The following is a 22137-nucleotide window of genomic DNA, read 5'->3' as shown; positions in this document are numbered from 1 at the left end:
TTATGGTCTAACTGTTAACTTGAACCGCCATCAACTTGATTTGACGAACAGCCGAATTTATTCTAGCAACGCCTTTTAGAATTAATTACTGATGTTTACGATTGTTCCACCAGAAATAACCAAAGAACCAGATAATACTGAACACGCTCAAAATGGCGGTTATCATCAAGATGGATTTTTTCATACTTGAAGGTAGGCAAACCTTGAAAATATTTGACAAAGTGATGATCCAAATCATAGGACCAGCCGCAATCATGACTGGACGCCATTTGGCTTTAACTAAGAATAAGGCAGCGACGGAACCTATGATAACAAGGCCGTTGATAATAATAATTAAGTTATTAGTAATGGGAATGTTAAACATAACCGGCTTAGTAAATTGGATGACGGTAAAGATTAAGACAGTTAAAAGACTGACTATCCAGGCGCTCGCAAAACTGACAGCCTTGTGTTCAAAAATTTTGGCGTAAATAGTTTGATGGATGAACCAGAAAGCTGCGAAGATAAGGAATGTCATGAAAATTCCGTTTAAAATGAAAGGTACGAGATTCAATTGTTGTTCCTGACCATTCAGCTGAATAATCAATGTCCAAATGGCTGTGATACTAAAGAGACCGCCCAAAAATTTCAAACGATCACGAAGACTAATTTTGGTAAAACTAGCGGTTAGTTGATTGGCAGTTTCAGTGGGAGCCTGTCCGAAATAGTCTTCAGCGTTAGATCCATCATTTTGAGCATCAATAATATCTTGAAGAATCTCTAACAACTTATTTTCAACTTCGTAGTCGTCATAGAATAACCCAGCAGTGCGGACGTAAATTAATAAGTTGCTGTAATATTTTTCGTTAGCAGGATTGAGCTTTTTACGTAAATCATTGTTACTGGAAATTAGTTCCTGTACCTCATCAGATTTAGTCATCTTGTCCACCTTTTTTCGAAATGATTTGATTAACTACTAACTCTAGTGACTGCCATTGGTCGGCAAATTCAGCCATCTGTTTTTTGCCTTGTTTAGTTAAGGAATAATATTTCCGTGAAGGTCCCTCCAAAGAAGGCTTACGTTGACTGTTTAAATCACCGCGTTTTTCTAGTTTTTGAAGTAGCGGATAAGCAGTGCCACCGATTAAATCGGTAAAACCTAATTTATTTAATTTTTGGACTAACTCGTATCCGTAAACTTCACCGTCAGAAATAACAAATAAAACACAGCCTTCTAGAATACCTTTGAGTAATTGAGAATTGTTCATGCTTATGACCTCACTATTATGTAATACATACTACTCAACAATATCTAATATGTAAAGCATAGTAGTATCTTTGGTAAAATAGGCCTGAAAATTGTGAAGTGGGGAAGAAATGATGGATAGTGAAGAACTTTTAAAATCAGATATTATTGATAAACATGTGCGACAGAATTTAGGACTCAGTTGGCTTAACTTTGCCGTTCTATTTTGTGCCACAATCATTGCCTGTGTGGGTTTAAATATGAATTCGACGGCTGTAGTTATTGGAGCTATGTTGATTTCACCAATTATGGGACCCAATCATTGGAATGGGTTATGGTTTCGGTATTCGTGATACGAAACTGATCCGAAAAGCAGCGACGCTCTATCTAATTGAGTTGGTGGTTGCACTGTTGGCGGCCACGATTTATTTTTCACTATCGCCAATTAAAGATGCCAGTGATCAAATTATTGCACGAACTCAACCAGCTATTTGGGACGTTTTAGTGGTCTTTTTCGACGGTGTTGCCGGGATTATCGGTTCCGCTAAGAAAGATCCGGGAAATATTTTACCTGGAGTAGCGATTGCAACAGCCTTGATTCCACCTCTATCAACAGTGGGATATGGATTGAGTCAATTCAAATGGTCCATTGTTTTCAGTGCTGGATATCTGTTTTTGATCAATACCTTTTTCATTGCTTTGGCAACGATGATTTGTACTTTGATCTTTAATTTTAGGACCAAAAGAGCAACTGGTATACCTCTTAATAATCATTACTATTCCCAGCTTGATTTCGGCTTCGACTTTGGTCAAACAGACCTACAATGAGACCCAATTGACCAGTTTTGTCGATAATGAATTGCCAGAATTGTATGTTGTGAATAAGCAAATCACTAATGGGAAAATCAAATTGGTCGTTATCGGTAGTCATTTGGGTCACGCTGAGATAAATAATTTAGACGATAAGTTAAGCGACTATCAATTAGGGAGTTACAAATTACAATTTCAACAATTATCTAAGGGGAATTACTTAAGTGTGAACGCCTTTAAGAAGTATGTTGATCAGGAAAAGAATGACAGTACACAGAATACAGCAACTGATAATAGCGATAAAAACTTGTTGAAACTGAAGCAACAATTAACTAAGAAGTATCCAGATGATATTTCTAAAATTTATGTTGGTCAATTGGCAAGTAAAACAAAGAGTAAAGAATCAATTATCTTGATTAAGTTGAATAAAGATAGTGAATCAAAACAGGATGAAGTTAAGAAGTATGCAGAGAACTTAGCTGATAAGTTGGGGATTGAAGCGACTGTTCACTTTACTTTAGATTAGAATTTAGGTACTAAAAAATGCTTTCGATGAAAAATCATCGAAAGCATTTTTAATTGCAAGACAAGATAGACATTGTACTTTGCTGAATAGTAGAAACAAGCTCTCTATGCAGCAGCTTCTGCTTCTTGTTCTTGTTTTAGCAATTTGTTGTCGTAACGTTTGATAAATGGGAACCAAACAACGAATGATACCAAGGCACAGACGATAGAAAGGACAGCACCTTTCCAACTAGCAGTACCAATAAATCCACTCAAACCAACTGGTGTAGGCCATGGTTGTTGAGTAATAATCTTAGGAACTAATTTGGATGTGATAGCAAAGTAACTAACAAGTCCTGAAACAATTGGAGCACCTAAGAATGGAATAAATAGATCAACGTTATAAACGATAGGTAAACCGAATAGTAAAGGTTCATTGATATTGAAGATAGCTGGAACAAGTTCAACCTTACCAATTTCCTTTAGTTGAGCTGATCTAGAGAAGAATGCTAACCAAATGGCAACACCTAAAGTAGCACCAGAACCACCAATGATAACGAAAGCATTCAATGGATCACCGGCAAAGAAGTTGCTGGCACCTTTAGTATTAGCAATCATATTGGCTAAAATAATTGGTGTATAGAATGAACTCATGATTGTAGCACCGTGAATACCGAACCACCATAGGAAGTGGATAAGGAAGATGATAATCAAGAAGCCCCACCATGTATTTGTAATATCACTGATAAATGAAAATGGAATGTATAATACCTTGAATATATCAGTTCCTAAAAGAACAAAGATCAAGTTAAGTGCCATAACAACAAAGGCAACACAGGCACCAGGAATCAATGAACTGAATGAGTTAGAAACACCAGCTGGAACTGATGCTGGCATCTTGATTTGCCAGTTATGTTTAACAGTAAAACGATAAACTTGAACTGTAATCCAACCAACAACTAAACCGGTAAAAATACCTACAGCAGCGATTCTTGTAATACCACCAGTAGATACGGCGTAACCACCACCGATGATGTTATCTGGTTTTAGAGATTGTTGAAATTGAATAACACCGTTTTTCCAAATTAATTGGGGAACGGTAATGAAGAATGCCATTAAAAACATAAATAAAGCATTTAGTGGAACTAGATTCAAATTCTCTTCTTTTGCATAAATTTTAGTATAAGAGAATGTGAATTGACCTGCGAAGATCAAAGCCAAAATACCCATTGTAGCATTATAACCAGTTTGGAATAGATTAGAGAAACGACCTAAACTGCTTGCATATACTGCTGCAAACCCAGGAATTGGAAAGGCCTGGGGTAAAACATTCAAAATAAGAAAAATGGAACCAATAATGGTGAATGGAATAACACTATAACCGGCATCCATGATGGCTCTAACAAATCTAGTAGCCGCAAATTTACCAGCAAGGTTAATCATTCGATCCTTAAAAGAACCTGTATCCTCACTTGACATAAAAATCCCTCCTTCAAAAAGTTACATTCATTATACTAATGCAAACGGTTTCAAATGTAAACCGGTTTTACTAATAAAATTAATAAAAAATCTTCCATACTCCAATTGTATCAAGATGTCAAGGCTCATTCGAATCTCTTTGTGATCAGAATTGGTATACCTGTGATAAGTGGAATTTTATATGAAAAAAAACTTCTATACCGTTTTGACAGTATGAAAGTTTTACGAATGTATATTTGAATTATTTCATTTGTCAATAATATTTATAATCAGGATAGTGATTATTTTTTAGTTAATGGAGACACAAAAAAAGCGCTAGGTGACCACACCCAACGCTTCTTTGGATACAAGATAACCGAGAATAGTTACCTATAAATGCTGTATCAATTTAAGTATAACAGAGTCAATGTGAAAAGAATAGCCATTTTTATGTAAATATCGGTAAGACTTTTTGTATTCTATTACATATTTATTAACTAATTTTTTCCGATAGATATATAATTGTAGAAAACAAGTCGGGGGTCAGAAATATGGCACGCAAAGTTATTCTATTTATTACACAAACATTAGATGGCTATATTGCCAATTCTGATGGCAAGATTGACTTCTTATGGAATGATAAATTTTCAACAGGTAGTGTTGTAGACCGTGAGTATGAAAAATTATCCAAACGGGTTAATACTGTTATCATGGGTCGGCATACATATAACCAAATCGTTAACGGTATGTCACCCAATGATTATCCCTATGCCGGCTATGAAAATTATGTGATGACGACGCATCCATTGCCAGATGAAGATAACATTCACTTTGTTAACGGCGAGGTGGCAAAATTAGTCAGTGACTTGAAGGCTAAATCATCCAAAGGTGATATTTGGATCATCGGTGGCAGCAACGTGATAGCACCGCTAGTGAATGCTGATCTAATTGATATCTATCATATAGGCATTGTGCCCATTATATTGGGTAAGGGAATTCCACTATTCTCCGACCGAGTTGTTCCCTAAGGAATTGAGTTTGGAATCTGTAAAAAAAGTGAATGAGATTGTGTACGTTGAATATTCTCGTTAGAAGTTAAAAAGATGTTATAAAAAATAGAGATACCGTTGTTAAGCGGCACCTCTATTTTTTTATATTATTTTAAAATATTGTTATTTTTTTGATTATTAAACTATCTAAAAAATTATAAAATAATTTTTTTGAAAGTGCTAAAATCAAAGCTATATATAGTATGTAGGATTATGCGTTTGATTTGAATTCGGGGAGGTTCTTTTATTCATGAATAAAAAAGCAAGATATATAAGTGGAGCTGTCGCAGTAGCACTTCTTACCGCGGGTTCACCAATTATAGTTCCTATGTTGAATCCAGTAGGCGTTGTTAAAGCGGATACGGACATAATGTCACGAATGAAAGTTTGTCACCTAGTGATATGTTAACCACTTTCAAAAGTCAATTTGATGATCGCTATGTCGCTAGTTCACAAAGTATTACTTCAGTTTTAAATAGTTTAGCGGAAGATTCAGAAAATAACTTCAACTATTTCGATTTGAATAATCCTAAGTATATACATGATTTTCAAAATAGTGGTCACATAGCAATGCTTAAGGATACTAGTAAGACGCCGATACCATCGAGCTATTTTTATTCAGGAAGTAACAATAATTACTATTATCGCGATATGTTAGTTGCTATGACTATAGCTGATAAAGATGGAAATAATATAGATATTTCCGATACAGATAAATTAAAGAATCTAACTATGAATGATTCTGAATTTCCATTAACAGCAACAATCCATATAAGTGAGAGCAAAGATAGCGATCTTGCTCCATTGACATCCCTTGCTACAGTTACTGATCCATCGTTATTGGAATTTAGTTTCAAGATTTCTTTAAGTAGATTTGATATATCTAAAAATCAAAGTATGGTTCCAATTACTGTGGGTTCTTCATTATCATCTTTGTCAACAGAGGGTAACGGACTTAAGATTACTGATAATTATACCAATGATCCTAAATACACAAGTAGTCTAACCAGTGCTGAAAAACCAATGCTTGGTCAAAGTTTGTTTACTAGTAGGGAAAAGGCCGCAGAATATGCAGCAGAGTCGGATTTTGATCCAACCAGTACAGATAAGGGTAATGCATCACCGGATCAGTTCAGTGATGGCAAGATTATTTCAAATGGAACTTACTATCAAACGGTTTCTTATAACCTTAGTGGAGCCGATTCAGCTATTGAAGATATGTTAACAGGTGACAAATCTGATGTAACAGGTGCTGCAGTGAGTCCTTATCAAACATTTATCAATGGAAGTAACACGGCAGCGACTCCCGGAACGGATTATGTTTTGAATCGTGATACGAAGACTATTACGGTAATTAGAAAATTATCTACTAATGCAACGATCAATGCTAAATTATCAATTCCACAAGTTAAAGTTAATTCTTTAATAAGTGATGCAAAGCCAACAGCAGCTGACTATTTGAGTGATCAATCAGGTGAAAATACTGCAAATGATATTCCCACAAGTAATGTTGAAGTAGGATCAGAGTACTACACTGACCCAAGTTTAAAATCTAATTATAAAGCTACAAGTGATGAAGTTTCCGCAACTAATTTCCTTAAACCTGGTAAATATTACCGTACAATCAAATTTACATTAAAAAATGGCAGTATTAGTGATTACGATGCTCTTCCTTTAAGTATAGATTCTGATTCTAAGGGGAATACTGTAACTTATGTTCAAGAAGTTGATGTTAGAAATGATGCTACAGCAAATTATGATAATCCATTGGATGCAAAAATTGGAGATACAAGTAATACCGTAAGTAAAAATGATACATTGATAAGTACTGATTCTTCAACTGGATTAAGTACTAATCTGATACAGGATAATGGCATAAGTTTTGGCAATAAATATTATCGATATACTCCTGGAAAGGAAGAGACATTACAAAATGAAGTCTTGAATGGCAGTAATGATGATTCACTGACTGATGGCGTAGTAGATAGTAGTGGAAAATTTGCTAAATCAGGGGATTTTTTGAGAACGATTACTTATACTCTTGTTGCTAATTCTGTTGATACGAATACATTTGATACTACTAATTCTAAATATAAGTTGGGTACAGATTCAAAAGGAAACGATACGATAACCTATGTACAGAAGGTTCATGTTTCTCAAATACCTGTAATAGTTAGTATTAAAGACTTGATTGTACATCTAGGAGCTAAAAATTATAGTGATCAATTAGAGCTGGCTAGAGAGAGCATAGCAGAAAATGATATAACCACTGATGGGAGTTCTAGCTCTTCGTTATTGGATCCAGCTAACGACCCAGACCCAATTGAGAGTAAATTACCAACAGGAATTGTTTTAGGTGATGATTACTATACAGATCGTAGTTTGAAGTCTAAATCTTCTACAGGATTGTCTTCGGCAGGAACTTATTATCGTAAAATTACATTTTATCTTACCGCCGATGTTAATACACTTTCTTTTGGTGATAATATTCCGTGGGCAAAAGATGAGGATAAGAACAGTGTAACGTTTGTTCAAAAAATTAGAGTACTTACAAATGTAGTCACAGCCTCTGTGCCTTGTTTTATGTCGCAAATAGGTAAAGAGGTTATGTCTCAAACAATGGAAGATCAGTCGATTACTACAGAAGCTGATGCTACTTTAAGTTTGACGACTGATTCAGTAAGTATTGCATATCTAGAGAGCAGTGATAATAAGTTTTATAGTAGTGAAGATAATGCTCAAGAAGGAATAAATGCGATAACTTTTAGTCGGTTCAACAATGTATTCACAGTTCCAGGAACGTATTATCGTAAAGTTATTTTTCATTTAGAGGCCGGTACGGATGCGAAAAATTATGTTTTTCCTAAGATAAATGATTTGGATCCAGTGTTCTCTACGGCTGATGATGGTAAAATTCCAACGGTTGAATATTTACAGAAAATTGTAATAAATTCACCAGAACTAATAGTGCAGACTGATCATTACGCATCTGATATTGTAACTATAGGTGAAGATATGAGTAAAGTAATGGATGACAGTATACTTACTTCTTTAAGTGCTAATGGGAGTGTTATTGCAAATGGAACGGTAGGAACAGAATATTTTGATGACGCTACTCATGCCGTGAAAAATGAAGATCCGGTAAGTGGTACTACTTTTACAGAGGCTAAACCTTACTATCGTAGAGTTACTTTCAAATTACCGGGTGATATAAGCAAATATACTTCGTTTTCTGGTGAAGAGGGTGTTGACTATACAATAGATAAGAGTAACAACACCATTACTTACGCTCAAAAAATAAATGTGATAGATCCTAGGGTAACAGTAACGATCCCCGATATATCAATTAATGTTAATGCTCCAGTGTCATCGATTGATGATGATACAAAAGGCATAAGTTTCATATCAAATGAAACAGGTAAATCAATAGTTAGTCAGGATAAGATATTTGTATATTCTCATAGGGATCCGACGAGTGACAGTGAACCTGATTATTATTTCAAAGATTCGAGTCTTACAGATATAATAAAAGATATACAAAATCAGAATTGGATGTTCAAAGACGGTAATCGGGTCTTTACAGCCCCAGGAAAATATTATCGTCTGATTATGTTTACTGCTGAGAATTTACCTGACTATTATACGTTTAGCGATACTAATAATGGTTCGACGGAAAAATCAAATAATAATACTACGGTAGGCTATTATATTCAAAGAGTTAACGTAGGCTATCCAGTAACGGTGAAGATTGATGATTCTGTTTCCTCTAAAGTTGGTAGTGATATAACATCAGTTGATGCTGGTAATTATGATTTAATTTCAAGTGAAGAATCAGGAAAATCGATTGTAGATACTAGTGCTACTTCATATGGGACAGAATATTATGATATTTTTGATGATGTAAAAGATATTTTAGATAAAAAGGTTGAACCTATTTCGGATGTGACAGATGGTGAAAAATTCACTAAATCTGGAACTTATTATCGAGTAATTAAATTTGTACTAAAGTCTGGCGAAACCCCTAGTAATTATTCTTTTGGCAATGGTAAATTGTCTAGTGATGGTAAAAGTGTTGAGTACATTCAGAAAGTGAATATTGCGACTGGTGAAGTTACAGCTGTTATTGATCGGGGAGAAACAAAGTTTGGTGAAACCTTACCTTCTGACAGTTTAGGCGCGAAAGTCGACTTGGTACTCAGTGATGGAGGGGGATCGATAATGTCCGATGGCAAGATTACGTATGGTAACAAATATTATAAGAGTATCGATGAAGCATTGAGAGGTAAGAACCCACTGGATACGGTTTCTAATGCTGCAGATCCTTATTATCGAACAGTAACCTTTACGTTAAAGAATCCTGTTGATTCATATACGTTTAGTGGTGATCACCTTATTGATAAAGATAATAATACAGTAACTTTTGCTCAAGAAATTAAAGTGGAACCTGCTAATGCAGTGTTCTCAGTAAAACCGTTAGATGATATAGAAACAAAAACTTCGACAACAGATCAAAAGGTAACTCAAACTGATGGTTATACTTTGGTAGGGTCAACGTCTGTTAAAGTTGGGAATATATATTACAAGTCACGAGATGGTGCACTAAAAGATGCTTTAAACCCTGGAATGGATAAATCACTTATAGCGACTGATGCTACAAGTGGAAACTACCTCAATGAGGGAGATTGGTATCGTCTAATATACTTCACAGTCAACGATGATTTCTTCAACAATTATGAAGTGTCAGATGACAATATGAAGAAGGTCGATAATCATACGGTGGTTTATGCTCAACCAGTAAACGTTAGTCATTCTACTGCAGTAACAAAGCCTGAAATTACTAATGGAAAAGCAATTGTTGATAATAGTATTAATACTGTTCAGTCTGGGGTAAATAAATTATTAGATAGCAATAACGTAGTAATTTCAGAAAACCCAAGCTTTGGCTCAGATTATTATGATAATTATGATGATGTTTTTGATGCTGATGCCGCAAAGTCAACTCGTGTAGTTAATGGGGAATTCAAGAAAGCTGGAACCTATTATAGAAAAATCACCTTTACATTGACTGATGATGCTTTAGCAGCTAATAACTTTGATGCAAATGCACATGTCTCTGGTAATACTGTATCTTATGTTCAAACAGTGAACGTTGCTGCTAAAACTAATATCAATATAGATGCTGATTCAACTGTTAACGTAACAGCTGGTTCTGCCGAAAGTACATTGACCAATAATTACAAATTAACTGATGACGATAATAATAGCGTTGGAACTTTATCAACATCAAATAAAATTGCTTATTACGGAGAATTATCTGATGCGTTAGCTCAAAATACAAAAACTGATAGTGACGCTATTAGTGGTGGTAATTTCAATGCAGGTAAGTATTACCGTCTACTAGTCTTTACACCAAATGCTGGAGTGAATAAGGACAATTATAGTTTGAATAACTCTAATTTGGCTTGGTCCGCAGATGGCACAAAGATACTATTTGCTCAAGAAATTAACGCTAGTGCAAATGCAGTTTCGAAGTACAATATTTCTACACCTAAAGTGACAATTGGCTCTTCAGAAGAAGATTCTGAAACTTCAAATGGTAATCAAATATTTGATCATTCTGGTAAAGAAATATCTGCCAGTGTTACTTTCGGAAAAGACTACTATGCTAATTCGGGAGACGTTTTTGATAAAAATGCTAAACCGGTAGATGGAGTAGTTGTAGATGATAATTTTGTCAAAGTAGATACGTATTACCGTGAAATTATCTTCCACTTAAGTCATGCAGATATAGTTAATAACTCATTTGGTAATGCTAAAGTTGATACAAATAACAACACTGTATCTTATGTTCAAGCTGTGGTTGTATCACAATCAAATGTAGCCAGAATCAATGTAAATCCAATATCAGTTAAAGTTGGAACATCAGTTGATTCGGTTAAGAATACAGATACATTAACTGATGTAACTAATAACCCATTAGGAACAGCCACTGTAGACAATAGTAAATTCTATGATAAAGCTACAGATGCTTTGAGTGGTACTAATGAAGATGTTAATGCAACAACTAATGGCCTCTTCAACAAAGGAACTTACTATCGTTTGGTAACATTTAAGACAGTTTCTGATTTTGCCAAGAATTACGCTTTGAATGATCTAAATGCAAGGGTAAATACTGACGGTTCAGTTACTTACGCTCAAAAAATCGATGTAAAAGCTAATGGTGTTGTAAAACATAACTTCGGAGATATTAGTGCAAATATTGGGGAATCAACAGATAAAATAGCTGTTGCAACTGGTACATTAACTGATGCTTCTGGTAACGAGATCAAAGCGTCAGTTTCTGCTGAGTCGATTTACTATGATAATTATGATGACGTCTTCTCAGGTACTGGAAAAGTAACCGAGGGTATTAATGCCGATAAACAATTCACTAAAGCTGGAACTTACTATCGTAAGATTAGTTTTAAACTAGATAGTTCAGTAGATATTAAGAATTATGACTTCGGTTCTGATGCTCATGTTTCTGGCAACACTGTATCCTTTGTTCAATCAGTAGTTGTCGGTGAAAATGCAGCAAGTATAACAGTTGGACCATTAAATATTAAGACTGGTACAAGAACCAATGATCAATCAGTTACAAGTACTGATGGATACGTTCTAAGAGCTGGAGATGATAGCTTTACTGATCCAACATTGGGGATGACTTACTATAAGAGTATTAACGGAGCTTTGGGTAAATCTAATGGTGATGAAGTTGATCCTAATGCGGTAACCGCCGTAACTGATGGTGCTTTCAATAAAGGAACTTATTATCGTCAAGTAGTGTTCAAAGTTGGTAATGATTTTGTTGATAAATATAATTGGGCTGATACTACAAATGCCATGTATAAAGATGGAACAGTAATCTATGCTCAACAAATTAATGTCAAAGATAATGTCGTTTCAAAACATACAATTGAAGATGCTAAAACTAACGTTGGTGATTCAGTCACTGCCGTAACTTCAACTGGTAATGCTTTGATGGATGCATCTGGAAACAAACTTGATGCAACTGTTTCATATGGAACGGACTATTACGATAATTATGATGATGTCTTTACACCAAATGCAGCCAAGACTAAGGATATTGCTAATGGTGCCTTTACTAAGGCTGGTACATACTATCGTGTAATTAACTTCAAGGTTAGTCCTGAAGCTATCGCCCAAAATGATTTCGGTAGTGAAGCCCATATTTCTGGCAACACTGTATCCTTTGTTCAAGCTGTTTCAATTGATAACAAAGTTAATATGGCTGTTAATATCAATGTCACTCCAACAATCACAGTTAGTGCTGATACGGCTACTAATGATTCTAAATTGACTAAGACAACTGGATATACTTTGAGCAATAATTTAGGTACTGTCCTTGCTACGGTTTCCGCGGGAGATAAGTACTATACAGATGTTCAGAGTGCTTTGAAACAAGGTGACACTGGTTTGGCTGACGTTAACGGCCAATTCACGAAGGCTGGCACGTATTATCGTGTTATTACTTTCAAACCTTCCAAAGCTATTGATGCTAATAGTATTTCTAATCCAAGTGCACGTGTGAATGCTGATGGAACCATCAGTTATGTTCAAGCTGTTACGGTTACGAAGAATGCTGCTAATATCAATTCTTCAGTTGGTGAATTAGATCTAAGAGCGAATGCTGAAAAAGATAATCCTGCTTTGATTAACACTAAGGAATACTCTTTGAAAGATGTTGCTGGTAACTCCTTGGTTGATAAGACTAAAGGCACATATGGTGTCGAACTTGGTCAAACATTCTACACAGATAGTGGTTTGACTCAAAAGACTACTGATGCTAGTGGTGCTAGAATTTCTAAAGCTGGAACTTACTATCGTGCTGTGAAGTTCTATCTAACTTCTGGGGCTGCTGCTGCTAATCAATTTGAGAGTATTGGTGGAACTTATGATGCAACTGACAACAGTGTGACATTTGTTCAAATGATCAAAGCTTCAGCTGCTCCAGTTACTCCATCTAACCCAGCTATTGCCAAAATCAATAATGTGACTGTCGATAATGGTACTTCAATGACTGATAAAGCCTTACAGAATACTGATGATGTTTACATTGTTGATAAGAATGGCGACTCAATTATTGCTGATGGCGGCATTAAATTTGATACGACCCTTTACGATAGTGTAGGTAGACCGGTAACTAATTTGAAGACTGCTGGTACTTATAGCCAAGTAATCACGGTTAAGTTGGAAAGTAATGTCAGTGCTTATACCTTTGGTGAGGGTTATAAAGTTGATCCAACCAATAATACGATATCTTATGTCCGTACAGTAACTGTTAAAGCTGCAAGTTCTACTGGTGGAAATAGCGGTAATACGGGTGGCAGTACTGGCGGTAACAATGGTTCTTCAACTGAAACTGGTGGTTCGACCGGTGCTGAAACTGATGAAGATGATGATTGGAATTACTCACCAATTCAAGGTGTAGTAACAACTAAGACTGATCATCTATTCTACACATTGAACAATCAAGATAATGACAAGATTCCTAATCGTGTATTAGGTAAGGATTCGTCCTGGAAGACCGATCAAATCCGTGTCAATAAAGCTGGAGTTACACAATATCGTGTTGCAACAGGTGAATGGATTTATGCCGACGATGTAGTGCTTAATCAAAATAGCTCTGAAGATGGCGATTGGACTTATACTCCAGTTCAAGGTGTGGTAACAACTAAGACTGATCAAAAGAAATATCAATTGAATAATCATGAGAATACGGCTATCGCAAATCGTGATTTGAAGGAAGACTCTTCATGGAAGACCGATCTTTATCGGACAAACAAAGAGGGCGTAAGACAATATCGTGTTGCAACAGGCGAATGGATCGATGCGGATGATGTTAACTTCAATCAAACTGAAGACGACTTTTGGACATACGAATCTGTAAGTGGTGTCGTTAAGACAAAAGCTGGTCAAACTGAATATCAATTGAATGATCATGAGAATAAAGCTATCGCTCATCGTGATTTGAAAGAAGAAACATCATGGAAGACTGACCTATACCGTACAAATGAGGCAGGGGTCAAACAATATCGTGTCGCAACGGGCGAATGGATTGATGCTAATGATGTTGACTTTATAAATAATAATAAGAATGATGAAGGTTGGATTTACACTTCAATTAGTGGAATCGTCACAACTAAACCTAATCAAGCAAATTACCAATTGAATAACCAAAATAATTCCGCCATTGCTGGTCGTGAATTGGTTAGAGATTCATCTTGGAAGACCGATCAATATCGGACTAACCGAGAAGGAATCAAACAATATCGAGTTGCAACAGGTGAATGGGTTGATGCTAATGATGTTGTCTATGAAGATGCCGTTGATACTGGTGTTTTCAGGGATGGACGCAAAATTAGTGGTGTCATTAATCTAGATAGAACGAATATTTTCTATGATCTCTATTCTAGAGAAAACGAAATTATCGAAGATTATTCTCTAGGTGAAGAAACATCATGGAAGACTGATTACAAAGCTCAAGATGTCAATGGTGATACTTATTATCACGTTGGCGACAATGAGTGGATTAAGGCTGAAAAGGGTGTTCATTTTAATAATTACGCTTGGTATTAAAGAGTAAAGTAGTTTTTGAGTATTAAGAAAATAGCACTAGGTAATCATCCGATTACCTAGTGCTATTTGTTTTTGGTAGAAAAAGTTATGTTTAAATAAAGTATTCTTTGTAATCTTTCACGTAATCTGTGATTGTACGAGGTGCATGACCAAGAATCTTATTAGTTTCATCAGTAACTGTTTTGGCATTGCCTAATTGAGTGATTAAGTAAAGCATGACCATTACGTTGACAAAATCTTTTTTCAAGCCACGTTGCAACATTGTTTTGCGGAATTTCAATAAACTAGGTTTGCTGTAAGTTATTTTAACGCCAAGGACTTTAGTCATAATTTCAGCTATCTCATAGTAAGTGAGAGCGCTAGGACCAGTGATATTCAATTTCTGGTAAAGATACTTGTCGTTTAAAAGTGCAATTCCAGCAACTTCGGCGATATCTCTAGTATCAATGAAACTAGTGCGAGACTTACCGGCAGGAATAAAGAGGTCATGATTCTTAACGATATCCTCTCTATGTGTTGTATTTAGATTTTGCATGAAAAAGCTAGGTCTAATAAAGGTATAAGGTAAATTTAATTCTTCAATCATGTTTTCGATTTGATGATGCGGTGTTCGTTTATTCTTTTCGACTCCAAAGAGTGAAATGAAAACAATCTGTTCAATATGCTGTTTTTGAGCATATTTTAAGAAAGGTAACATATCAACTTTAGGATTGGCCAATTGTGGTGGTCTAACGAAGAAAACTTTTGATACGCCTTTGAAAGCTTGAGGAAAGGTCGATGAATCTAAGAAATCGAAATGTTTCAATTCCAAATTAGGGATGTTATCGAACTTAGGACGATCTTTAGTTAAATTGTGTACTCCCGCAGTAATTTCGACTTTATTAGTAGAGCTCAAATACTTAATAAGTGGAAATCCAATATTGCCATTCCCGCCAATGACTAAAATTCTCTCCATAATTTTGCCTCGTTTAATAATTTCTTTTATATGACTAACATTAGTCGGCTTAAAAAAATTATCAATATAAGTAACAAAGTACTTGCTATAAAACGCGTTCGAGGGTCTACATTATAGATGAATTCAGAAAGGAAAGTGACAAAGATGTTTGCATATGTACAAATTTTTAACGGTAAGAATAATGTTTCGTATGGTTATGTTGATCTTTCTTTTTCAAAAAATGTGTTATCTGTTTCGGCTTTGAAGGGAAATCTGCGTGAACATAATATAAAGATCCCTGCATCAGAAATTAGTGATATTTCGTCAGGTAAGTATCAGAGTTGGAATCAAATGAGTTTCATGTATCAAGGTTTGAAGTATGTCTTCATTTACAGTGGTTATGGTGGCTACAATTATTTGGAAGATCACCTTATGACTGAAATGATAGAGTAAAAAAACCAGTGTAGTTTCCATCTTTTTTGATGGTTGCCGCACTGGCTTTTTTTAATAACCATGGTTCTATGTTTAATGGTGGAAACGAGCTACGCAGGCTAATTTCTTCCGGTTTGCTACAGTCCTGAAATTGCCCGCACGGCTCGCGGGCGATTCCAGGACTTAGGCAAATCCTCGGAAATTCCCGAGCCTGCTCCGCTCTCTGATTTTTATGCTCGGTGCCAAGCGGCGTAGCCGATTGTTGGGAAGATTCCTATTAATCGGCTGATTTGCTTGCGGTCGAATTTGAATTCGATGGCTGGCAATAATGCATTGACGGCATCTTGAGCTTGATCACTTACTTCGGTTACTCCGATTAAATGACCGTCTTTATCATGAATTTGTTTACTTTCAGCGATTGGTTCTTTGTCTACTTGGTAGTACCAGTAGTTGGCTAGGTCATTTGTACTGATTTCGTAGCCTTTCTTTTCAGCCTCATCAACTGAAATTCCGGCTTGGGCAATCCGTGGTGATGTGAAGACAACTGATGGGATAACGGGATACTTGATGGCATCGGTTGTTTGTCCGGAAAATAGTTTCATTAGATATTTGGATTCGAAGTAGGCAGCTGGTGTGACTTTTGGTAGGTCATTGGAAACAACGTCTCCGGCAGCATAAATATTATCTACATTTGTTTGCAGATGGTCATTTACGAAGACTCCGGTTTTATCAAATTTAACGCCAACTTTGTCGAGACCTAATTCATCTAAGTTAGGAATACGGCCAGTTGCGTCTAAGATCCAATCGGTATCAAGGGTTTGATTGTCACCATAAGTTATTTGATAACCGGAATCAGTTTTGGTGAAGGCCTGAACGTTAGAATTTTCAATAAATTTAACGCCGCGTTCTTTTAAGTCGTTAACTACTTTTTCAACGTAAGGTTGATAGAATTTTCTTAATACTTTATCTGAATGGAGCATAACGGTAATGTCAGCACCAGCTTCGTTGGCGATGGTAGCGAATTCCATCCCGATATAGCCAGATCCGACAATTGTGATTTTCTCAGGTAAAGTCTTGAGGTTTAAAAAGTCTTCACTGTCATGAGCTAATTCAGTGCCAGGAATATCTAGACGATGTGGTCTGAGGCCAGTTGCAATAACGATTTTTTCAGCTGTGACTTCAGTTTTGCCATCAACAATTACAGTATGATTATCTTTGAATTGAGCGTGGCCATGAATAATTGTAGCGCCAGCATTTTCCAAACGGTCGGTTAATCCTTGAGGTAACACATCGATAATTTCTTGTTTATGTTCAATGTTTTTAGTCCAATCAATCTTTAAGTCGCCTTTGAGGATACCATTCATCCGTTGAGCTTCGCGGGTCATCTTGACGGGTTCGTCAATTGTGATTTTAGCATTACAACCACGGTTGGGACAGGTTCCACCAACGAGTCCACTTTCGATGACGCCGACGGAGACACCAGTTTCTGCTAAAGGGGCACCACCATCAAAAGTTGCGTGACCAGCACCAATGTAGAGTACATCATAATCGAATTTTTTTGACATTAAAGTATCCTCCAAAAAATTATTTTATACTTCCAATGTAAAACATTTCGTATACCATGACAATTAATATGGTAGCCGCTTATGAAATTTCTTTGGCAGAAGTAGTGGGGTAGGATTAAAATGATCAAAAAGGAGAGTCAGAATATGGATGTTGAAATAAAACGTGATGGTTTAACTTTACGTGGGACATTAGTCAAACCACAAACTGAGGAATTCAATTTAGTAGTTTTGATGCATGGTTTTACTTCCAATCGTGGAGTTGATCCAGATCAACTACTTTATCAATTGGCACAACGTTTTGAAGCTGAAGGTATGGCTACTTTGCGTTTTGATTTTAATGGTCACGGACAAAGCGATGGTCGTTTTCAGGATATGACGGTTTTGAATGAAATCAGTGATGGTAAAGCCATTTTGGATTATGCTCGTGGTATTAAGGGTGTTAAGAAGTTGTATCTTTTGGGACATTCTCAAGGTGGAGTTGTTGCTAGTATGATTGCTGGTTATTATCATGACAAAATTGATAAATTGGCACTTTTGGCACCGGCCGCAACTTTAAAAGATGATGCCCTAAAAGGTGATACACAAGGTTACACATATGATCCACAAAATATTCCAGATACTTTACCAATCAAAAAAGGTTTAACATTAGGTGGTTTTTATCTTCGAACAGCCCAAACCTTACCGATTTATGACGTTGCTAAAGAGTATCAAGGTCCAGTTTGTTTGTTGCATGGTTTAAAAGATACTGTGGTCGATAAGATTGCTTCAACTAGATATGATGACATTTATCAGAATGATCAGTTACATTTGTTAGATGATGCTGATCATGGATTTTCCATTGGAAATTCTAGACAAGAAGCCTTGAATATAACGACTGAATTCTTTTTAGAGAGAGCGGAATAAGCCCGGGAATTTCCGAGGATTTGCCTAGGTCCTGGAATCGCACGCGTACCTTGCGGGCAATTTCAGGACTGTAGCAAACCGGAAGAAATTGGCCTGCGTAGCTCGTTTCCACAATAAAGCATAGAACTTTGGTTATTTATAAAAAAAATCAGTACAAAAAAGCTCAGTGTAGACCATCAATATGGTTAATACACTGAGCTTTTTTAGTCTTTAAACTTTAAGATTTTTTCAACAGGCTCACGTTTTGATTGGTAAGTGTTGATTGTAGCATCTTTAGGATAACCAATAGAAATACCAATAACCAAAGTTTCGTCGTCAGGAATTTCCATTGCCTGACGGATAACGTCTGGAAAACGGACGCTGGTGTACGTTGGAATTGTATCTAGTCCCTTATCTTTAGCCGCTAACATCAAAGTTTGGGCAAATGAACCGGCATCGAAGACGGACCAAAGTGAAGACCCTTTAGGAATCGTAAGAAAAATTATTGTGGGTGAATGATAAAGATTAGTGCTGGCACCACTCATTTTCTCGTGAGCTTCATCAAAGCTTTCAAAATGGTGGACAATTTCATGACGCCATTGTTTCATATTGATTTGAGTCTCGGGACTCCAATCGTCACGGTGCATGACGGGAAAGTCGGGACTACCTTTTTCTGAATCTCTTTGGACATAAGTATCCTTAATATTTTGGAGAGTTTTACCTGTAGCGACGTAAACTTTCCAAGGTTGAGAATTGACCCAAGAAGGAGCACGTTGGGCTAATTTAATAAGCTCTGTTAAATCTTTTTGAGTGACTGGTTGATCTTTGAAATCACGAACCGAGTGACGCTTAGTAACGATATCTGTAAAATCCATATTCTTCTCCATTTCTTTTAAGTATTACTAAAAGCTATAGTAATCCATTATTAATAAGTATTTAACATTATAATAGTCAATCCGTATAATGAAATCAATGAGTTAGGAAATGAGGTAGTCGTTTGGAATCAAAATTAAACTTAGATACGCCAGCATATGATGAGATTCAGAAAAATATCGATGTAAATCAAAAATTAGTTCAAGAATTGAATACTGGTGCGCATGATATTGATGAAGTTCGCAAAGTGGTCAGTCAAATCATTAATGAGAAGGTTGATCCATCGACTGAAATTCGTTTACCTTTTTACACCGATTATGGACGTAACTTGCACTTAGGTAAAAACGTCTTCATTAATGCCGGCGTAACTTTCACTGATTTAGGTGGAATTTATATTGGAGATAAGGTTTTGATTGGACCGAATGTGACGATTGTTTCAGTTAATCATCAGATTGATCCTAGTCAAAGACGACATCTAGATCTAAAACCAGTTTACATTCACGATAACGCTTGGTTGGGCGCAAATGTCACTGTCACGCCGGGAACAATTATTGGTGAAAATGCAATCGTAGGTGCTGGAGCTGTGGTGACAAAAGATGTTCCTGCTAATACGATTGTGGCTGGAGTACCAGCTAAAATTATTAGAAAAATTGAGGTAGAAAATTAATGAGTTTAAAAGATAAAGTAGTTGTAATTATGGGAGCTTCTAGTGGTATTGGTGCCGCTACCGCAAAACTTTTGGCTAGTGAGGGTGCTAAAGTAACTATCGCCGCTAGAAGAATGAATCGTTTGGAGGAAATTAAAAAAGATAATCCTGATGGTGATATTTTAGCAGTAGAAGCTGATGTTACTAAGGCTGATGAAGTTCAAAATGTTATTGATGAAACTGTAACTGAATATGGTCGTGTTGATGCTTTGTTCAATAATGCAGGAATCATGCCAGTTAATAACTTGGACCAAATTGCTCGTGATGAATGGCAAAATATGATGGACATCAATGTTAAAGGTGTTCTAAATGGTATTGCGGCAGCTCTACCAATTATGAAAAAACAAAAGAGTGGTCATGTGATCACCACTTCATCAGTTTTAGGCTATGAAGTTTTGCCCGGTTATGCAGCTTATTCAGGTACTAAGTATGCCGTTCGTGCAATTATGGAAGGACTTCGTCAAGAAGAACATCAGAATAATATTAAGACGACAATTATTGCTCCAGGTTCTGTTAAGACTGAACTATTCAATTCTATTAATAATGATGAAGTACGTAATGGTTTGAAAGGGGCTATGAAGCAACCTGGTTCAGAAATGATGGCCCTTCAACCAGAAGAAATCGCCCAAGCAGTTGCTTTTGTAATTGATACACCAGCTAATATGGCTGTAAATGAAATGGTAATTCGTCCTACAGGACAAGAAGTATAAACAAACTTATAATAGAAACGGTTACAAACAAGGAGGATTTTTATGACAGTTTTTGATGAAACATTTACGATGAATAACGGTGTGAAGATTCCTAAATTAGCTTTAGGTGTTTGGGAAATTCCTGACGATCAAACAGCTGATGCTGTAAAGAGTGCGGTTAAGATTGGCTACAGACATATTGATACTGCTCAAGCATACGGCAATGAACGTGGTGTCGGTGAAGGTGTTCGCAATGCTGGAATACCTCGTGACCAACTTTTTGTTAATTCAAAAGTTGCGGCTGAAATCAAGAATTACGATGAAGCTAAACAATCAATCGATGAAACTTTGAATAAGATGGGCTTAGATTACTTGGATATGATGATTATTCATAATCCACAACCTTGGAAAGAAGTTAACCAAGGTAATGACCGTCACTTTGAGGGTAATTTGGAAACATGGCGTGCAATGGAAGACGCTGTTAAAGCAGGCAAATTAAAGACTATCGGTGTTTCAAGTTTCCAAAAAGAGGACTTGGATAATTTGATTAAGAATAGTGATACTAAACCTGCCGTCAATCAAGTTCAAATTCACATTGGTGATACTCCAACTGATATTATCAAGTATTCACAAGATAACGGGATTGTTGTTGAAGCATTTTCACCAATTGCTCACGGTGCTGCTATGAACAATGATTTGATCAAGAAGATGGCTGCTAAATATAATGTTTCAGTACCACAATTGTGCATTCGTTATGACTGGCAATTAAATGTTGTCGTTTTACCTAAGACAGCTAATCGAGATCATATGAAGTCGAACGCTGATATCGACTTTGAAATTTCGGACGAAGACATGAAGACTTTGGCAAAACTTGACCAAATGGAATATGGCGATGCTAGTGTATTCCCAGTCTTTGGTGGGAAACTATAAAGAACTATTAGTATAAAAAACGTTTATATTAACTCATGTATATGGGAAGTAAAGTGCCTCATAATTGTTAGAAGAGAAATCTAATAATTATGAGGCACTTTTTTTGATATTTTTTCTAGTACAGTTAAATTTCACGTATCTTAAAAATAGTTAATAATCAAAATCACTATTTTTCTATATTGAAATCTCAATTATAGTGATTTAAAAATAATAACTTTTGTTTATATTTCAGTCGATAATGAAGAAAAGGCATAAAAAAATAAAATGATTTTAGAAAAATGGTGTATTCAAACTCCAATTAAGTCAAAACAGTGTTTGTTTTATAAAATTAAGTCATTTGAAATGTATAAGTTTATCGAAATATTGGTTATATTTTTTTTGATAGTAGTAGATTGCAACAATTAATCGAATTTTTCGGACAAGTCACCAAAGAAGACTTGG

At 36.0% G+C, this 22137-nt stretch carries 16 protein-coding genes; 10 read left to right on the top strand and 6 right to left on the bottom strand.

Annotated features, from left to right (window positions below):
- Positions 1-85: 85 nt before the first annotated feature.
- Positions 86-919, bottom strand: coding sequence for a hypothetical protein (locus tag FD33_RS04545; protein WP_025085449.1), 834 nt, complete (start codon positions 917-919; stop codon positions 86-88).
- The gene (locus FD33_RS04540; protein ID WP_025085450.1) at positions 912-1247 is read right to left on the bottom strand and encodes a PadR family transcriptional regulator; all 336 of its coding nucleotides are present in this window, start codon (positions 1245-1247) and stop codon (positions 912-914) included. Before FD33_RS04540 ends, FD33_RS04545 begins: the two co-directional genes overlap by 8 nt.
- A gap of 109 nt (positions 1248-1356) precedes the next feature.
- On the opposite strand from FD33_RS04540, the gene FD33_RS04535 reads away from it, so the two are divergent.
- Genes FD33_RS04535 through FD33_RS04525 form a run of 3 tightly spaced genes read left to right on the top strand, consistent with a single transcriptional unit; the run spans position 1357 to position 2561 of the window.
- A complete protein-coding gene (locus FD33_RS04535; RefSeq protein WP_148299172.1) occupies positions 1357-1578 on the top strand; it encodes a DUF389 domain-containing protein in 222 nt (73 codons plus the stop codon).
- Entirely contained in the window at positions 1553-2053 is a 501-nt protein-coding gene (locus FD33_RS04530) for a DUF389 domain-containing protein (protein WP_051564210.1), read from the top strand. The genes FD33_RS04535 and FD33_RS04530 overlap by 26 nt, the downstream gene beginning before the upstream one ends.
- Positions 2031-2561: a hypothetical protein gene (locus FD33_RS04525; protein ID WP_235806953.1), complete on the top strand. Its 531-nt coding sequence runs from the start codon at positions 2031-2033 to the stop codon at positions 2559-2561. The genes FD33_RS04530 and FD33_RS04525 overlap by 23 nt, the downstream gene beginning before the upstream one ends.
- 104 nt (positions 2562-2665) lie before the next feature.
- On the opposite strand, the gene celB is transcribed toward FD33_RS04525, so the two are convergent.
- On the bottom strand, positions 2666-4018 hold the full coding sequence (gene celB, locus FD33_RS04520) for a PTS cellobiose transporter subunit IIC (RefSeq protein ID WP_025085451.1): 1353 nt from the start codon (positions 4016-4018) through the stop codon (positions 2666-2668).
- A 530-nt stretch (positions 4019-4548) separates the two neighbouring features.
- Between celB and FD33_RS04515 the strand changes: the two genes are divergently transcribed.
- Together FD33_RS04515 and FD33_RS04510 are read left to right on the top strand one after the other, a co-directional pair.
- Positions 4549-5025: a dihydrofolate reductase family protein gene (locus FD33_RS04515; protein WP_227005290.1), complete on the top strand. Its 477-nt coding sequence runs from the start codon at positions 4549-4551 to the stop codon at positions 5023-5025.
- A gap of 408 nt (positions 5026-5433) precedes the next feature.
- Entirely contained in the window at positions 5434-14685 is a 9252-nt protein-coding gene (locus FD33_RS04510) for an SLAP domain-containing protein (RefSeq protein ID WP_152319090.1), read from the top strand.
- Positions 14686-14776: 91 nt separating this feature from the next.
- Here the strand turns inward: FD33_RS04510 and FD33_RS04505 are convergent, their stop codons facing one another.
- Positions 14777-15640: an NmrA family NAD(P)-binding protein gene (locus FD33_RS04505; protein WP_025085454.1), complete on the bottom strand. Its 864-nt coding sequence runs from the start codon at positions 15638-15640 to the stop codon at positions 14777-14779.
- Positions 15641-15757: 117 nt separating this feature from the next.
- On the opposite strand from FD33_RS04505, the gene FD33_RS04500 reads away from it, so the two are divergent.
- The gene (locus FD33_RS04500; protein WP_148299175.1) at positions 15758-16072 is read left to right on the top strand and encodes a hypothetical protein; all 315 of its coding nucleotides are present in this window, start codon (positions 15758-15760) and stop codon (positions 16070-16072) included.
- Positions 16073-16281: 209 nt separating this feature from the next.
- On the opposite strand, the gene FD33_RS04495 is transcribed toward FD33_RS04500, so the two are convergent.
- Entirely contained in the window at positions 16282-17616 is a 1335-nt protein-coding gene (locus FD33_RS04495; RefSeq protein WP_025085456.1) for a dihydrolipoyl dehydrogenase family protein, read from the bottom strand.
- A 144-nt stretch (positions 17617-17760) separates the two neighbouring features.
- Between FD33_RS04495 and FD33_RS04490 the strand changes: the two genes are divergently transcribed.
- Positions 17761-18519, top strand: coding sequence for an alpha/beta hydrolase (locus FD33_RS04490; RefSeq protein WP_025085457.1), 759 nt, complete (start codon positions 17761-17763; stop codon positions 18517-18519).
- A gap of 203 nt (positions 18520-18722) precedes the next feature.
- On the opposite strand, the gene FD33_RS04485 is transcribed toward FD33_RS04490, so the two are convergent.
- Positions 18723-19373 carry a nitroreductase gene (locus FD33_RS04485; RefSeq protein WP_025085458.1) on the bottom strand — a complete coding sequence of 217 codons (651 nt, stop codon included), beginning with the start codon at positions 19371-19373 and terminating at the stop codon, positions 18723-18725.
- Between the two features lie 122 nt (positions 19374-19495).
- Between FD33_RS04485 and FD33_RS04480 the strand changes: the two genes are divergently transcribed.
- The 3 genes from FD33_RS04480 to FD33_RS04470 are packed head-to-tail and all read left to right on the top strand — an operon-like array spanning position 19496 to position 21696.
- Positions 19496-20038: a sugar O-acetyltransferase gene (locus FD33_RS04480; protein ID WP_025085459.1), complete on the top strand. Its 543-nt coding sequence runs from the start codon at positions 19496-19498 to the stop codon at positions 20036-20038.
- Positions 20038-20787 carry an SDR family oxidoreductase gene (locus tag FD33_RS04475; RefSeq protein ID WP_025085460.1) on the top strand — a complete coding sequence of 250 codons (750 nt, stop codon included), beginning with the start codon at positions 20038-20040 and terminating at the stop codon, positions 20785-20787. Before FD33_RS04480 ends, FD33_RS04475 begins: the two co-directional genes overlap by 1 nt.
- 42 nt (positions 20788-20829) lie before the next feature.
- Positions 20830-21696 (top strand): aldo/keto reductase, encoded by an 867-nt coding sequence (locus FD33_RS04470; RefSeq protein WP_025085461.1) that lies wholly within the window; start codon positions 20830-20832, stop codon positions 21694-21696.
- Positions 21697-22137: the final 441 nt, after the last annotated feature.

Origin of the sequence: Companilactobacillus paralimentarius DSM 13238 = JCM 10415, from assembly GCF_001434985.1 — a bacterium.
GTDB classification, from domain to species: Bacteria; Bacillota; Bacilli; order Lactobacillales; family Lactobacillaceae; genus Companilactobacillus; species Companilactobacillus paralimentarius.
This window is presented reverse-complemented; position numbering and strand designations above follow the sequence as displayed.

Excerpts from the sequence above, each read along its gene's own strand:
- celB (WP_025085451.1), bottom strand. The coding sequence starts at position 4,018 with ATGTCAAGTGAGGATACAGGTTCTTTTAAGGATCGAATGATTAACCTT.
- FD33_RS04535 (WP_148299172.1), top strand. The coding sequence starts at position 1,357 with ATGATGGATAGTGAAGAACTTTTAAAATCAGATATTATTGATAAACAT.
- FD33_RS04485 (WP_025085458.1), bottom strand. The coding sequence starts at position 19,373 with ATGGATTTTACAGATATCGTTACTAAGCGTCACTCGGTTCGTGATTTC.
- FD33_RS04495 (WP_025085456.1), bottom strand. The coding sequence starts at position 17,616 with ATGTCAAAAAAATTCGATTATGATGTACTCTACATTGGTGCTGGTCAC.
- FD33_RS04505 (WP_025085454.1), bottom strand. The coding sequence starts at position 15,640 with ATGGAGAGAATTTTAGTCATTGGCGGGAATGGCAATATTGGATTTCCA.
- FD33_RS04475 (WP_025085460.1), top strand. The coding sequence starts at position 20,038 with ATGAGTTTAAAAGATAAAGTAGTTGTAATTATGGGAGCTTCTAGTGGT.
- FD33_RS04470 (WP_025085461.1), top strand. The coding sequence starts at position 20,830 with ATGACAGTTTTTGATGAAACATTTACGATGAATAACGGTGTGAAGATT.
- FD33_RS04545 (WP_025085449.1), bottom strand. The coding sequence starts at position 919 with ATGACTAAATCTGATGAGGTACAGGAACTAATTTCCAGTAACAATGAT.
- FD33_RS04490 (WP_025085457.1), top strand. The coding sequence starts at position 17,761 with ATGGATGTTGAAATAAAACGTGATGGTTTAACTTTACGTGGGACATTA.
- FD33_RS04530 (WP_051564210.1), top strand. The coding sequence starts at position 1,553 with ATGGGTTATGGTTTCGGTATTCGTGATACGAAACTGATCCGAAAAGCA.
- FD33_RS04500 (WP_148299175.1), top strand. The coding sequence starts at position 15,758 with ATGAATTCAGAAAGGAAAGTGACAAAGATGTTTGCATATGTACAAATT.
- FD33_RS04515 (WP_227005290.1), top strand. The coding sequence starts at position 4,549 with ATGGCACGCAAAGTTATTCTATTTATTACACAAACATTAGATGGCTAT.
- FD33_RS04540 (WP_025085450.1), bottom strand. The coding sequence starts at position 1,247 with ATGAACAATTCTCAATTACTCAAAGGTATTCTAGAAGGCTGTGTTTTA.